General features: G+C 43.7%; 15 protein-coding genes and 2 pseudogenes. 8 read left to right on the forward strand and 9 right to left on the reverse strand.

The genetic code is table 11. The features are described from left to right. Nucleotides 1–20: 20 nt before the first annotated feature. The gene (locus D791_RS15190; RefSeq protein ID WP_036513426.1) at nucleotides 21–1,460 is read right to left on the reverse strand and encodes an NAD-dependent succinate-semialdehyde dehydrogenase; all 1,440 of its coding nucleotides are present in this window, start codon (nucleotides 1,458–1,460) and stop codon (nucleotides 21–23) included. A 392-nt stretch (nucleotides 1,461–1,852) separates the two neighbouring features. Here D791_RS15190 and D791_RS15195 point away from each other — a divergent pair, with 392 nt between their 5' ends. The 5 genes and pseudogenes from D791_RS15195 (at nucleotide 1,853) to D791_RS15210 (ending at nucleotide 6,623) form a co-directional block, all read left to right on the forward strand. Continuing rightward, nucleotides 1,853–3,205, forward strand: a complete 1,353-nt coding sequence (locus tag D791_RS15195) for a sigma-54 interaction domain-containing protein (protein WP_036513429.1) — start codon at nucleotides 1,853–1,855, stop codon at nucleotides 3,203–3,205. Nucleotides 3,206–3,549: 344 nt separating this feature from the next. Next, entirely contained in the window at nucleotides 3,550–4,194 is a 645-nt protein-coding gene (locus D791_RS15200) for a LysE family translocator (RefSeq protein ID WP_036513432.1), read from the forward strand. Between the two features lie 369 nt (nucleotides 4,195–4,563). Continuing rightward, nucleotides 4,564–5,258: pseudogene (locus tag D791_RS22080) on the forward strand (YjgN family protein). Between the two features lie 20 nt (nucleotides 5,259–5,278). Continuing rightward, nucleotides 5,279–5,554 carry a DUF898 family protein gene (locus tag D791_RS21560; protein WP_272944863.1) on the forward strand — a complete coding sequence of 92 codons (276 nt, stop codon included), beginning with the start codon at nucleotides 5,279–5,281 and terminating at the stop codon, nucleotides 5,552–5,554. A gap of 55 nt (nucleotides 5,555–5,609) precedes the next feature. Further along, the gene (locus D791_RS15210; RefSeq protein ID WP_036513435.1) at nucleotides 5,610–6,623 is read left to right on the forward strand and encodes a M48 family metallopeptidase; all 1,014 of its coding nucleotides are present in this window, start codon (nucleotides 5,610–5,612) and stop codon (nucleotides 6,621–6,623) included. Nucleotides 6,624–6,642: 19 nt separating this feature from the next. On the opposite strand, the gene D791_RS20225 is transcribed toward D791_RS15210, so the two are convergent. The 5 genes and pseudogenes from D791_RS20225 to D791_RS19240 form a co-directional block, all read right to left on the reverse strand. Then, nucleotides 6,643–6,783 carry a hypothetical protein gene (locus D791_RS20225; RefSeq protein ID WP_193365007.1) on the reverse strand — a complete coding sequence of 47 codons (141 nt, stop codon included), beginning with the start codon at nucleotides 6,781–6,783 and terminating at the stop codon, nucleotides 6,643–6,645. Between the two features lie 522 nt (nucleotides 6,784–7,305). Then, nucleotides 7,306–8,618, reverse strand: a pseudogene (locus tag D791_RS15215) (IS1380 family transposase). Nucleotides 8,619–8,675: 57 nt separating this feature from the next. Continuing rightward, entirely contained in the window at nucleotides 8,676–8,939 is a 264-nt protein-coding gene (locus D791_RS15220; protein ID WP_036513438.1) for a hypothetical protein, read from the reverse strand. A gap of 126 nt (nucleotides 8,940–9,065) precedes the next feature. Beyond that, nucleotides 9,066–9,302, reverse strand: a complete 237-nt coding sequence (locus D791_RS15225; protein ID WP_036513441.1) for a hypothetical protein — start codon at nucleotides 9,300–9,302, stop codon at nucleotides 9,066–9,068. Between the two features lie 459 nt (nucleotides 9,303–9,761). Beyond that, entirely contained in the window at nucleotides 9,762–10,274 is a 513-nt protein-coding gene (locus D791_RS19240) for a GNAT family N-acetyltransferase (protein WP_051514598.1), read from the reverse strand. A gap of 226 nt (nucleotides 10,275–10,500) precedes the next feature. On the opposite strand from D791_RS19240, the gene D791_RS15235 reads away from it, so the two are divergent. After that, complete coding sequence (locus tag D791_RS15235; RefSeq protein WP_036513445.1) at nucleotides 10,501–10,797, forward strand: hypothetical protein; 297 nt, start codon at nucleotides 10,501–10,503, stop codon at nucleotides 10,795–10,797. Between the two features lie 6 nt (nucleotides 10,798–10,803). On the opposite strand, the gene D791_RS15240 is transcribed toward D791_RS15235, so the two are convergent. The 3 genes from D791_RS15240 to hexR form a co-directional block, all read right to left on the reverse strand. Then, nucleotides 10,804–11,076 carry a hypothetical protein gene (locus D791_RS15240; protein ID WP_036513448.1) on the reverse strand — a complete coding sequence of 91 codons (273 nt, stop codon included), beginning with the start codon at nucleotides 11,074–11,076 and terminating at the stop codon, nucleotides 10,804–10,806. Nucleotides 11,077–11,307: 231 nt separating this feature from the next. Next, a complete protein-coding gene (locus tag D791_RS15245; protein ID WP_036513451.1) occupies nucleotides 11,308–11,511 on the reverse strand; it encodes a PA3496 family putative envelope integrity protein in 204 nt (67 codons plus the stop codon). A 187-nt stretch (nucleotides 11,512–11,698) separates the two neighbouring features. Continuing rightward, on the reverse strand, nucleotides 11,699–12,589 hold the full coding sequence (gene hexR / locus D791_RS15250) for a transcriptional regulator HexR (RefSeq protein ID WP_036513452.1): 891 nt from the start codon (nucleotides 12,587–12,589) through the stop codon (nucleotides 11,699–11,701). 190 nt (nucleotides 12,590–12,779) lie between these two features. Between hexR and D791_RS15255 the strand changes: the two genes are divergently transcribed. Further along, nucleotides 12,780–13,382 (forward strand): YjaG family protein, encoded by a 603-nt coding sequence (locus D791_RS15255; RefSeq protein WP_036513455.1) that lies wholly within the window; start codon nucleotides 12,780–12,782, stop codon nucleotides 13,380–13,382. Beyond that, nucleotides 13,382–13,642 (forward strand): hypothetical protein, encoded by a 261-nt coding sequence (locus tag D791_RS15260; protein ID WP_036513458.1) that lies wholly within the window; start codon nucleotides 13,382–13,384, stop codon nucleotides 13,640–13,642. Before D791_RS15255 ends, D791_RS15260 begins: the two co-directional genes overlap by 1 nt. Nucleotides 13,643–13,646: the final 4 nt, after the last annotated feature.

The raw sequence follows: 13,646 nt of genomic DNA on the forward strand, positions 1-13,646 counted from the left end.
TCCAATTTATTGTTGTTGGCTTATAGGGCACTGCATACGTATTTCATTTCGAGATATTCTTCGATGCCATATTTAGAGCCTTCGCGTCCAAGACCAGACTGTTTGACGCCACCGAAAGGTGCGACTTCGTTTGAAATCAATCCTGTGTTGTGACCGACCATGCCGTATTCAAGCGCTTCTGATACGCGGATCATGCGGCTGTGATCGCGAGTATAGAAATACGCGGCGAGTCCAAAAATCGTATCGTTTGCCATGGCGATGGCTTCTTCTTCAGTATCAAACGCAAACAGCGGCGCCATCGGTCCAAAGGTTTCTTCTTGTGCGACTTTCATGTCAGCAGTGACACCAGTCAAAATGGCTGGCTGTAAGAACAGTCCACCCAAACGTTCGCCACCAAAGACAAGTTTGGCGCCTTTGCTTATGGCATCTTGAATGTGATCTTCTACTTTAGTGATGGCTTTTTCTTCGATCATTGGGCCAATGTCGGTGCCAGCTTCAACACCGCTACCTACTTTTAAGGCTTTGACTTTTTCGGTCAGTTTCGCAGTAAATGCTTCGTAAACACCGCGCTGAACCAAAATACGGTTTGCGCAAACACAGGTTTGTCCCGCGTTACGATATTTAGAAGCCATAGCGCCTTCGACCGCTTTATCAAGATCCGCATCATCAAAGACGATAAAGGGCGCGTTGCCGCCAAGTTCCAAAGAGACTTTTTTGATGGTTTGCGCGCATTGCGCCATTAATAAACGACCTACTTCCGTTGATCCTGTGAAAGACAGCTTGCTAACGACTTGGCTGTCGGTTAGAACCTTGCCTAGTTTGCTAGCAGACCCCGTGATGACTTGAAAAACGCCAGCAGGAATACCGGCACGTTGTGCTAATTCGCCAATGGCTAACGCAGTAAGCGGTGTTAAGTCCGCAGGACGAACGATCATTGAGCATCCCGCTGCCAGTGCCGGCGCGGCTTTGCGTGTAATCATCGCGGCCGGAAAATTCCATGGCGTAATTGCTGCCGTAACACCGATAGGTTGACGGATAACGGTTAGTCTTTGATCTGCACGAGGTGCTGGAATAGTATCGCCATAAATGCGTTTTGCTTCTTCAGCAAACCATTCAATAAAAGATGCTGCGTAGCCAATTTCGCCTTTTGCTTCGGCTAACGGTTTGCCTTGTTCTGTGGTCATCAAGAGGGCTAGGTCGTCGGTATTCTCGATCATTAGCTCAAACCAGCGTCTTAAAATCACTGAGCGTTCTTTGGCCGTGAGTGCAGCCCATTTTTTTTGTGCAATGCGAGACGCTTCGATGACAGCAGGGATTTCCTCTGGTGAAAGGTGAGGAATTTCTGCGATGACTTCGCCAGTCGCAGGGTTAGTGACAGGGTGTGTGGTTTTTGCTTTGGCTTCAACCCACTCGCCATTAACTAAGCAGCGAGTTTTTAGAAGTGACATATCCTGTAACATTGGAATCTCCTTTTTATTAGTTATCTTGGATTCATGTAAGGAAGTGCATGACTTGGATTGGGTAATGAGGTATCTAACTGGCATCCAAGTTAAATGCTACTTGAATTGTCTTTTGCAATCGGCATACCAAGTGCTGGGGATTCTTTAAGATATTGATTTATGGTAAAATATATTTTATTGGATTTTGTCATGATGAATATCGGCATCAAGTGTAAATTTTTTGATGGATATATTCATCAAGCAGCATGAGGTTCTCCCTGAATTCAGGCTCAAATAACAATAGAAGATTGAGATGAAATACTTTTTAATGCGTTTAGTGACATGAAACGATTGTTCTTCAGCCGTGTATGCACGTTATGCTTAAAAGTGAAAATTAGGGAGTAATGAAATAAATGCTTTTTGATAAAAATTTACAGCGAGTTATCGATGCATTGAGTGATGGTGTCTATATAACTGATGGGAATGGTATAACCGTTACCATGAATAAAGCTTATGAAAGAATGACGGGGCTATCAAAGCGTCACTTAATTGGGCTGCATATGTCTGAAGTTGTGAAGGCCGGTTATATCTCACGCTCGGTGTCCCTTGAAGTACTGAAAGAGTTAAGTGCCGTTACCATCATTCAAACCATTGGGGATGACCATAAAATATTTGTGTCGGGAACCCCGATGTTTGATGAGCAAGGTCGTATTGAGTACGTTGTTACTACGGCAAGAGATATTACAGAGCTGCTTAAAGCAAAACATAAAGAAGAGCAGCTAGACCAATTGTTAAAGCTAAAGGAACTCTACGGAACATCCGCCGTATCAGGGGATAACCAAGAGACCTTTATCATTAGCCGTAATACTAAGGCTTGTTATGATTTAGCCAAAAAAGTCGCTACCTCTAATGCCAAGATACTCATTCAAGGTGAAACGGGTACAGGTAAAACGCTATTAGCGAATACTATTCACAAATACAGCAAAGCTTGCGATGGGCCATTTATTGAGCTTAATTGTGCAGCAATGCCTGAATCCTTACTGGAGGCTGAGCTTTTTGGATATATGCCAGGAGCATTTACTGGGGCTTCAGCAAAAGGGCGCATTGGGCTATTGGAAGCGGCTAATAATGGCACTTTATTTTTGGATGAAATTGGTGATTTACCGCTCAGCTTGCAGGTAAAGTTACTTAAGGTAATTGCTGAAAATCGCTTTATCCCTGTGGGAGGTACTGACTTTAAAAGCGTGAACTTTCGTTTAATTTCTGCCACACACCATGATTTAAAAAACTTGGTCGATAGTAAATTATTTAGAGAGGACCTGCTTTATCGGTTAAGTGTAGTGCCAATAACGCTCCCCCCATTACGCGATAGGAATGACGAAATTGCTCCGCTACTTGAACATTATATTCAACATTTCAACAGCGTGTATGAATTAGATTGCCATTGGCATCAAGATGTCATTGAACAATTAAGTCACTATGACTGGCCAGGTAATATTCGAGAATTAATCAACCTAACTGAGAGATTAGTCGTTACCGCTGACCAGTCATTGATTACGGTTGAGCAACTACCGGCCGAATTCAAATTAAAAGCCCCTATCAGTGAGAAGCGACTTTTAAAATTGCAAGTTGAGGCGTTAGAGCGGCGCTTAATTGATGAGGCGATAAAAGAGTTTGGCACGACTAGGTCGGCCGCTAATGTGCTTGGTATTGACCAGTCAACATTAGTAAAAAAACAAAAGCGTTGGCGTCAGGATGAGCGGTAGAGTCAGACAAAGCTATTTAATAATTAAAATTAATGGCAAGTAGAAAATATTAGTGGGAATTTTTTATTCTGCGTCCAAGCGTTTCTCAAGCTCTTTACCCCTTCAGGATACTGGTTTTGTATGGAAGGCGTGAGCACTTCTTTTTACTCCTATATGCCCTCGGCAAGCGCCAATCGAACCACCGCCTATTCGAACTGAAGCTAACTCGATAACCTCACAGCTTTTAACGCTAGGCAGTTTCCATGAGAAATAAATAAATGATTGTCGTGTGATTTTTTCGAATGTATGCTATGTGTGTTTTTAATTAATTTAAATTGATGTCTTGATTTGTAATAGGAATTTTTATGGATGATTTTACATTTTGGATGTTCTTTGTGTCCGCTGCCATTATATTAAATATTTCTCCAGGGCCTGATTTAATCTATATTATATCTAGGACTTTGTCTCACGGAGCTAGAGTTGGGCTGGCATCTGCAATTGGCGTTTGTTCTGGAGCTCTGATACATGTGCTAGCGGCAGCCGCTGGTATCTCAGCCATACTCAAGAGTTCAGAGATTGCATTTGTTATCGCTAAATTCATAGGAGCAGGCTACCTTGTTTTTTTAGGCATCCAAGCGCTGCGATCGACCGGGGTCAGCTTTGAAACTGATAAATTGAATGTATCAACTAAGATTTCCCCTTGGTTAGCATTTAAGCAGGGCGTGTTGGTGGATGCGCTCAATCCTAAAGTAGCTATATTTTTCATGGCATTTTTACCTCAATTTGTACGCGAGGATCACGGAAGTGTACCGACACAACTAATAACCTTGGGGCTCATAACAATCGCGATAGCCATCGTGATAGAAAGCTTTGTTGTTTTTCTGGCTGCTCGACTCACAAATTATTTGCAAAGTAACCCTAGTGTATCGATTAGACTTGATCGTATTTTTGGTTGCATACTTATGGTTCTTGCGATTCAGCTCGTGTTGACTGAATGGGCATCAATCTGATGCTGATACGGCGATCAAAATAGGGAACACCTCTGTGCGTTTAACTCACTGTTGTGAACTGACGTTAGGTTAACGGTAAGGGGGTTGTTTACTGCTAAACAAAGGTCGGTTTATAATAAGCGCGGGTTCTTGTTTCGAATGAAGAACTAAGCTTTTAAGTGGCCAAGGATTTTACATGGCATACGAGTAAAGGGATCGTACCAGCACATCTCATCAATGATTGCTTTTTGAACAAGAAAGCATAATTTTTAATTGACCCTCTCCCTGTAAAATTCATGCTGTGCCGTTCACCCAATTACAAGGATATTAGGTATGTCAAACGACGCCTCTGCAGCGTGCAACGAAAGTTCAATCAATCAGAATCCAGCAATGCCTTATGTTGCTGCGAAGGATGTTAATAAAATACATTTAAATTTTCAATTCCGAGGTAAAGGAGGGGAATATTTTCGTATTTGGATTGTTAACATCCTACTTACAATTCTGACGCTAGGGATCTATTCGGCCTGGGCAAAGGTTCGTAACCACCGCTACTTTTATGGGAATACTCACTTAAACGATCATAGCTTTGAGTACTTAGCCAGTCCTATCACAATTCTTAAAGGACGCCTGGTTGCCGTTGCGCTTTTGATTATTTATATACTGGCCGATCAGTTTTTCCCTTTACTAAGTATTGCGCTGTATATTGCACTCATCGTGTCTATGCCTTGGCTGATTTGCAGATCCATGGCGTTCAGGCTGATAATACACGCTATCGTAACATCCGTTTCGGCTTCGATGGAGGTTATTCGGAGGCGTTCAAAGCCTTTATTGTTTGGCCGATGCTTGGCGTTTTAACCTTAGGCATTTTATTTCCGTACGCTGTGTACAAGCAGAAGTATTTTCTGGTTAAAAACTCACGTTATGGTACACGCAGCTTTGAACCTGACTTTAATTGGAAGCAGTTCTTTAACATCTATTTAGTGGCATTTGGCATCGTTGCCGTGGGTATTGTGATGTTATTTGTTGTTCCTGTTGTGGGAGGGTTTATAACAGCGATCACTTATTTTATGGCATTTGCTATGTAAGTGCCAATAGTACCAATGTCATTTATAACAGAACAGTTTTAGATCAACATGGATTTGAATGTCGACTCGATTTTTTAAAACTAGCCTTTATTTATTTCACTAATGGTTTGGTGATCATCTTGAGCTTGGGATTAATGATACCTTGGGCTAAAGTGCGCTTAGCACTTTATCAAGCTGAGTGCCTTGATTTCTTGGCCGAAGGATCGCTAGAGGAGTTCATCACAGCCGAAGATAAGCGCTGCAATGCTTTTGGTGAAGAAATGGGCGAAGCGTTTGACATCGATATAGGGTTGTAATGGGTATTTACACCCATACAAATAATGCCCAGGTTAATGCATAAAGAGATAACTCATGCCCAGTGTTTACGGATATTTTTTTGATAGTCGGACCTCTGCAAGCCAAAAAGCACGTATTGATACTGTTGATTCGGGACGTGTAATGCTGGTGCTAGAGAGTGGGTCTCAATGCTTTTCAATGGCAGAGCTGAAGGTGACATCTCGGCTCGGAAACACGCCACGACACGTGGCGTTTCCTGATGGGGGGCGGTTTGAAACGCAGGATAATGAAGCGATTGATGCTTTGCTAACCTTCTATAATCGACAAATGAGCGCCCTTTGGTTATATCGTTTAGAGAGTAAGCTCCGGTATGTAGTCTTAGGTGTCGTTGTCACCTTTGGATTTATCGGGTTAATGGTTTTGTATGGTTTACCCGCTGGCGCTAAGTTGCTTGCAATGCAGATGCCTGTGTCCGTTTCCACAGGTATTAGTGAACAGGTTTTCAAACAACTCGATCAACGTTTTTTTCAGCCCTCACAACTTCCTGAATCTACACAAGAACGCTTAAGAACACGCTTCTATGAGGTGACGGAGCAGGTCGAAGAGCCCTTTGTTTTCGAGTTGTACTTTAGAAGAGGAGGTGCAGGCTTGGGTGCGAATGCTTTTGCACTTCCCTCCGGTTTGATTTTGATGACGGATGAGCTCGTCGCCCTAGCTGAAGATGACGATGAGTTGGTTGCAATTTTTGCGCATGAGGTTGGTCATGTCGTACATCGACACGGTGTTCGCCAAGTCATGCAACAAACCGCATTAGGGCTTGTTGTCACCTACGTTACCGGTGACACCAGTAGCTTAATCGGTGCGTTACCCCTAGTGCTGTTGCAGCTTGGCTATTCACGTGAATTTGAGCGAGAAGCAGACCAGTATGCATTGGACTATTTAAGTACCGCCGACATATCGAGCGAGCATTTCGTCAATATTATGAAGCGGCTTGATGACCGTTATGAAGATGAAGAGGGTCTTGGTCATTATCTGTCCACTCACCCTCCTACCCGAGAGAGGATAGAGCGCTTTTCAGTAGACAATTAGTCCAGCGCTCATGTCGGCTTTACGAGTGATCACTTTTGTTTTCACGACTAAGCCACAGATACATTCCGAGTCCGACCATCATTGCCACCGCCGATAACAGCATTAACACGGCATTCATCAGCTGGGCGGTACTGGCATTGTCGATTAAAGACTTGAACATTAACAACAGAGCTTCGATTGAAACCGCAATGATGATCGCTGCTACGAATCGTGAAATGGTACGTCGAGTTGTATCGTGATGGCGGATATCTTTACTGACCAGTACCTATTCTTCAAGGATGGTTTTACCAAGGTCGAAAATTGACATACCCAGTGTGAGCATGATGACAATAGTGAAGGCCCCTGTAGCAATATTTTCACCATCACTGAACTATAGCCACTTCAAATTTATATTTATTTTTTAGAAGTAAATGCGTATTTAATCTAATATATTATCTTTGATTGGGTTACGAGTATCAGCGTTATTTACAAGCGGTGTGGTTTGTTAAAGTGGGTGGCTGCTTTGTAATAATAGAGCTGTTAGCCCGCATTTTTCATAATCGCCAAAATCATTATATCAGCCCAGTTTAACCTTTTTTTCCAGCGCTAAGCTGGCATTTAGATACCGATTTTGACCCATTATCTGTGTTTTGGGCACAATTCCCCTTTTCCCCATTGATTCGAGCAGGGGGTGCTCAGTCAACTAACTCGGCAATAAACGCTCAACGAGTCGCGTGAACTCTTTTTGATCTGGACAACACTCATTCAAGAGGAAACGGATTCGACGGGTATTAATCACGACCACGGCCGCAATTTTAATCAGTCTGAGTCTCAGGCCTTGCACGCTTAACGAGTCATATTTGTTTGAGCAATGCTCTCTGAGTTTTTCAAACAATACAAATGCGAGCATTGAGGGTGCGAGTCGCCATTGATTACTCCACCAGTGCTTAGAGGATGTTCGTTTAGCAAAGAGGTCAAGCTGCTGATCTTTAATTCGATTTTCCATATCGCCACGCGCGCAGTATTCTTCGCAATAAAGTTTACTGTCCCTGCCATGCAAGCTCGTGACAATAAATCGAGGATTTCTGCCCTTATCGGTCACTTCAATCTTGGCGATAACCTCACGAGGATGTTTCCAGCTGTCGGCTTGATAGGTGTAGCGCCAGAAACATCGGGTCGCACCTTTAATACCTCGCGATTTGCGTTGCTGATGCTGTGATTCAGCATAGTTCCAACTTCTATCAATCATACCTTCCAAGCGTAAATTGCGGGCGATCCCTGCGATGTAATCAACACTGTTACGCTCACACCAATTCAGTACTAACTGACGACAGAATCCACTGTCGCCACGAAAGACAATCTGCACATCAGGCCAGTGTTGACGAATAAACGTGACCAGTAGTTTCAGGATGGCTGCCGTGTGCTTTGCCCCGTCAATTTTACTGGGGCGTAGATAGGCGACTAGCGGAAATCGATCACTGAATACATAAAGCGGCAGGTAACAATAATGGTCGTAATACCCATGGAAGAACTTCTCTGGTTGGTCACCATGCAATGGGATATCTGTGGCATCAAAGTCGAGAACGACACGCTTTGGTGGCTTTTTATGTGAGGCAATAAATTGTTCCCAAAGACACTGATGGGCATCAAGAATAGCCTAGCGATTCATCTGAGACTCGAAGCGACAGAGGTTGAACAACTTGCAAGCATTTGCAGTGATTCTACCAAGGTTTGACGTGCCATATCCTGTCGTAATTGAGTGTGATCATTAAGATCGCAGTAACCGGCGGCTATGCAGAGTAATCGTTGTCGCAACATAGCTTTCAGTGAGTGTTTAACCTTGCCAGATTCTCTCCAATCCACCAGTTTACGTGCCAGTCGATCAGTAAGACCCAATTGGCGGTCTACTTCACGCAACAGAAGTAAACCGGCATCACTGGTGATATGACCACCGCTAAACTGAGCTTCAATTTTGTGGCGAGAAAGGGAGGAAAACTGAATCGTCTGTGGTAACATTTTGCTCACGGCTGAGTCCTTATCGCTGTTGCTTCGACACCAATAACTATAAGGCTTTCAGCCGTTTTTGTTTATACCTTCATGAAAATCCGGGCTAGGATAGCGATAGAAACTAAAGGTTTTCTCGTTAGGCGATTGCTTTAGAAATCTGATCATATCATTGATCATCAAATCCAAGCGATCGGCCGGATGAATCCCTAACTGTTCGTAGACAGTCTGAGAAACATGGACACAACCCTCCAGAACGTCGTTAGTCAGATACACCTGAAAATCGAGCTTTAGAGAGCATGAACGAGTGAGGTTCATCATGGGTTTGGTCATGGTATTTATCCTTGGAAAAGAAAAACCCAAAGAAAAACACCCCCAACGGGAAGTATTTCCCAATGGGTTGAAGTAGAACGGAATGATTGGCTAAATAGCCAAAATCTTAGAGAAGAGGTCTAGAGACTAGAGCAGCTTAACGATAGCGACCACCAAACCTGCAATAGCAAAGGTTTGCATCATGAGCATACGAAACATCTGAGATGTTAAACGATCCTCAAGATTTTTAAGTCCTTGGTTAAGGTCTTGCTTGGTTGCAAGCTCGTTCATGTCTGACTCCATTGCCTCAATGACGTCTTTTGCTTTATCAGCTGGGACATCAATTGATCGTAAAGCATCATAAAGGGTGATACTGGTTTTCATGAGACTCCCTCAGAAAATCTCGGAAGCCTGCCCCATTCGGGAAAGTTCCCGAGTGGGTTAAAAAGAATGCATCACCTAGTATAGCTAGACTGCCGCTGAAGATGCGATGCGGCTAAGGTATGGGCGTTACTTGGTGCAGGCGTAACAAGCCTGACTGTCAAACAGTACTAAGCTGTTAAATCATAGCCAGATAGGACAAGTAACGCAACTTTCATGATGACGAAATTGAGAACTATCATAGTTTCAATAATTTTCACTAAATGCTAAATCGCAAGATTCGCAGTGATTACAACAGTGCAGGCTTTCCTCGGACATTTGCTCCACAACTAAGGCATGAATATTTTACCTTGCTGCGATTTTCATTTATTCCTTCGGGCAGTACAGGTAGTACAAAATCCTCTTTATCGAAGAGTTTCACTTCAGCTTAACTGCTGACGCGATCGGCAAGACAAGCATTCCTCAGCTCTCTAAGCCGCGTCCAACTGCAATGCGCCAAGGTTCATTAAGGATATTTAATCGCTCTAGTATGAGCTTTTCAAGGCGTTCTGCTTCGTGCCAAAGGTGTTGCCAGCGCTGAGACTCATCATTCATATCGCCAACAGATAAAGGTTCAGTAACAACAACTCCAACTTTACTCAGCTTACGAGCTGAATTCCAGAAACCGGATGCTCCATGGAGTTCTTTAACAGCGGTAATTGGATGGCGATAGGTTTGAGCTAGGTACAACAAAAAAGCAGTAGCATATCCCTTACGCTGGAAGCGCTGTATTACCTCGATATTGAACAGATAAATACGATCAAATATCGGAGACTCTGCATAGATGGCAGTGCCAACCAGCTCATCGGTAGTATTAAAAATACTGACATTGTAATCTGGATTTGGAGACGTGAACGTCTTGTAGTAATTGACTGATGCTTTTACGGTGATTGATGGTAATTGCTCAAGCGTTGTGCGGTTGAAAATTGTATCCATGCTTGTTCACCATTGTCATGTAAGCTTTAAAATCATGGACTTTTTAACATACTAATCTGGCCCCTTCAAACGCCACACTCTAATGAGCAGTTTATGAGCCCCTATCTCGCATTCATGGCGTATTCATTAATTCATGTTAGTATTGAGTTTAAGCAATGTTGTTGAGACAGCTATACAGTAAATTGTACCTATAAATATTTAATGAGATCGTCGGAAGGAGTCGAAAATGAGCAAACTTCTCAAAGGAGCCAAGGCCTTTACTACCTCTCTTTTATTCGGTAGTAATGAAAGCCAAGGCCTGATCAGAACATTAGGCTCTGCGTCCTTAGAAGCTGGAAAAAACCTTGGTGCAGCCATCCTAGATACTAAAGAAGATGAAAAAGATCGCATTGTAGCAATTGGCGGAGACCCTAATATTCCAGATGGAATTGGAATTGGTATTCAAGGTTCGGGCTACTATAAGGACGGCTTCCTTCTCGTTCCTGACGACGAGACAGAAGCCGATTATTTTGGTAAAAATTAACTTCCGTTATTTCCTTGCCATTTTAGTAGCAGCACCCTGTAATTTATTACCGCCCTCTGATCCAGCACTTTGAGCTATTTGTGTTGAGTTACTGAGGGAGCTCTGAACCGCACTACCTACACTCATACCAGCCCAACTCAACACACCTACCCACAGCATCGGAAAAATAAAGAACATCGACCACTCCACAAACATCATGACGCCACGGTCATATACATTGTTGATGCCGGCCATAAAGCTCAATTTCGCTGCTTCGGAACGATAAATAAGATCAACCATATGACTATTGAGCCAGCGAGCTAACTCCCACCAGAACTTTATAGGGATTTAAAGGTATAAAGATACCTAGGACTAGGGCGCAGTCATGATTTTCAGGGATGGTTATGTGGCTTATCGTTGTAATTTATACACGAGAAGTATTTTGTGCCTGAGTAAAGATTGAGCCACTCAATCACACAAATGCATGAGGCAAGCCCCCAATCACTTGCCTCACAAATTCAAAAAATTCAATTAGCCTTCAAACCAGCTTTCTTGGTCGATAAAGGCGGCGAGTTCCAGCTCTTCTCGTCGTTTTTCAATGGCTCGACGTGCCTCCAATAAGCGTTTAGAAGCAAGCTTCTTACGCATGTTTGTTTGTTCAACATCGTACCCAATCAGCAGGTCGAATACTTCCGTTTGAATTGGCGATAGATCCTGTTCACTACGTATCAGCATAATGACCACTCCGATCTGAATTATCAGACTCACGGGCGTCGGCCTAGGATGCCTCGCCCGGCTCCAAAGGTTGTCACAGATCAATTATTAACCGATTTTAGGGCTGAGATCAATTGCAAACGGTTAATTTTTGATCTACGGACTGATCATATAGAGGGAAAATGACAGAATAATGACGTTTTATGGCTTAATCGGTTAAATCGTTTTGACGACGTGTCGGCAGTAGACGGTCGTTCTGCCGCAAACTGCGTAAGCTTCGTTTGATGGTCTTCAAATGGTCAAACAAGCTAGGGCCCAACTTCATGGCCACGCCCACGGCTAAAATATCAATGACGACCAAATGCACCACACGAGACGACATTAAGGTGCTGAGATCTTTATCTTCTTCGACGTCAACGTGGATTGGAATCGTTGCGAGCTCGGCTAAGGGAGTGGTGCCTGGACACAGAGTAATCACGGTTGCGCCCGTCTCTCTGACTAACTTCACCGTATGGAGCAAGTCTTTCGTGCGGCCGGTTTGTGAAATGGCAACGACCACATCACCTTGACGCAGCGTGACCGCCGAAATGGTTTGCATGTGCGGGTCGGAGTAGGCGGCAGCCGAGACCATCAGTCGATAAAACTTATGCTGAGCATCCGAACAAACGGGTGCTGATGCACCAAATCCATAGAACTCAACACGATTGGCTTTGGCGAGCGCATCGATGGCTTCTTCTAGGGTTTCTGGATCAAGCTGTTCGCGAATGTTAATCAGGTTGCCAATCATCGAGTCAAAAATCTTTTGCTTGAACTCGATAACGGTGTCTTTGGTGTCTAACGAGAATTTTTCAAAACTGGTGTTGCTCGCCAACCCTTGCGCTAACGTCAGTTTAAAGTCTTGAAAACCATCATAGTTGAGTGCCCGGCAAAAACGGACAACGGTGGGTTCGCTCACGTTGGCTTCAGAAGCTAAATCCACAATTCGCATATGAATGACGTCATTGGGGTTTGCTAACACATAGTCAGCCACTTTTTGCTCAGATTTACGCAGTTTTTCACGCGACTCTGCAATCGATTTAAGAAGATTGAAGGGGTTCAACTCTGATTCCTGTCGGAGCAATTGGTTTCAAGGCTTTAGTATAGCAATGAAAGTCGGCTTGAACGAAGCGTTTTACACTGTCGTCTGTATTTGTTTGCGACAAATGCGTGAAAAAAGCCATTGATGCTACAGATCCGAGACTCAAGCACGTACAATAGACTTAACACAAGCCAATTATGCGGAGCGCTCAATGGGCGATAGTCAAACTCTTATCAAGCAATTGAATCAGCTGAAACCCTGGCAACTGACGGCAGTGTCGGCTGCGTTTACTGAACGCATGTTGCCGAACTTCATGCTTTTCTCCAAATTATTGAATTTTGGTGATACCGCTAAGGTTCGCACCGTCATGGATGGCGTTTGGCAGCACTTATCCGGTGGCGCCAAAATGAACTTTGAAGTTCAATTGGATCATATTGATAGCAACATTCCATCTTTAGATGAGTTTGATATGTATGGCGCCATGCCAGCCCATGATGCGATTGTAGCCTTGTACTCAACCCTGACCTGCATATTGGAAGAAGATGCGTCCGAGGTGCTGAGTGTGATTAGCTTATCGCATGAGTCCGTCGCGACCTTTATTGAAGTGAATCAAGCGGACACTCAGATGTCAGATGTTGATCTGATGCGCTTTATTTCAACGCATGAACTCATGCAAGACGAAGATGCCTTTACAGAAGAGGTGTTCGAGCGCATTTTGAGTCAGGAGCATCCTGATAAAGCCTTTATTCAAAGTCTTCGGACGTTGGCTGAAAATCAGGGTATTAGTAACATTGGTATTAGTGATAGCGAGTAATGCTTAGAATTGGTTTGTGTCTACTGATTATTCCCGGTCTTGTTCTGCTGTTTATATTTTTTCGTGAGCTGATGTGGGTCGACGATTGTTTGGCCAGCGGAGGCTCTTGGAATTATGTCAAAGCAGTCTGTGACTCGTCGCAACAACATCCCTTTGTGCCATTGATGACTCGCAAGCCGTTGCTGGTCAATGGTGGAATGTTGCTGTCTTGTTTGGGTTTGCTGATCACCATCGCAGGCCTGTATCGTCGTCGGTCTTAAAGCG

The organism is Nitrincola nitratireducens, assembly GCF_000585235.1.
In the GTDB taxonomy this organism is placed as follows: Bacteria; Pseudomonadota; Gammaproteobacteria; order Pseudomonadales; family Balneatricaceae; genus Nitrincola; species Nitrincola alkalisediminis.

Excerpts from the sequence above, each read along its gene's own strand:
- D791_RS15190 (WP_036513426.1), bottom strand. The coding sequence starts at position 1,460 with ATGTTACAGGATATGTCACTTCTAAAAACTCGCTGCTTAGTTAATGGC.
- D791_RS15195 (WP_036513429.1), top strand. The coding sequence starts at position 1,853 with ATGCTTTTTGATAAAAATTTACAGCGAGTTATCGATGCATTGAGTGAT.
- D791_RS15200 (WP_036513432.1), top strand. The coding sequence starts at position 3,550 with ATGGATGATTTTACATTTTGGATGTTCTTTGTGTCCGCTGCCATTATA.
- D791_RS15210 (WP_036513435.1), top strand. The coding sequence starts at position 5,610 with ATGCCCAGTGTTTACGGATATTTTTTTGATAGTCGGACCTCTGCAAGC.
- D791_RS20225 (WP_193365007.1), bottom strand. The coding sequence starts at position 6,783 with ATGTTCAAGTCTTTAATCGACAATGCCAGTACCGCCCAGCTGATGAAT.
- D791_RS15220 (WP_036513438.1), bottom strand. The coding sequence starts at position 8,939 with ATGACCAAACCCATGATGAACCTCACTCGTTCATGCTCTCTAAAGCTC.
- D791_RS15225 (WP_036513441.1), bottom strand. The coding sequence starts at position 9,302 with ATGAAAACCAGTATCACCCTTTATGATGCTTTACGATCAATTGATGTC.
- D791_RS19240 (WP_051514598.1), bottom strand. The coding sequence starts at position 10,274 with ATGGATACAATTTTCAACCGCACAACGCTTGAGCAATTACCATCAATC.
- D791_RS15235 (WP_036513445.1), top strand. The coding sequence starts at position 10,501 with ATGAGCAAACTTCTCAAAGGAGCCAAGGCCTTTACTACCTCTCTTTTA.
- D791_RS15240 (WP_036513448.1), bottom strand. The coding sequence starts at position 11,076 with ATGGTTGATCTTATTTATCGTTCCGAAGCAGCGAAATTGAGCTTTATG.
- D791_RS15245 (WP_036513451.1), bottom strand. The coding sequence starts at position 11,511 with ATGCTGATACGTAGTGAACAGGATCTATCGCCAATTCAAACGGAAGTA.
- D791_RS15255 (WP_036513455.1), top strand. The coding sequence starts at position 12,780 with ATGGGCGATAGTCAAACTCTTATCAAGCAATTGAATCAGCTGAAACCC.
- D791_RS15260 (WP_036513458.1), top strand. The coding sequence starts at position 13,382 with ATGCTTAGAATTGGTTTGTGTCTACTGATTATTCCCGGTCTTGTTCTG.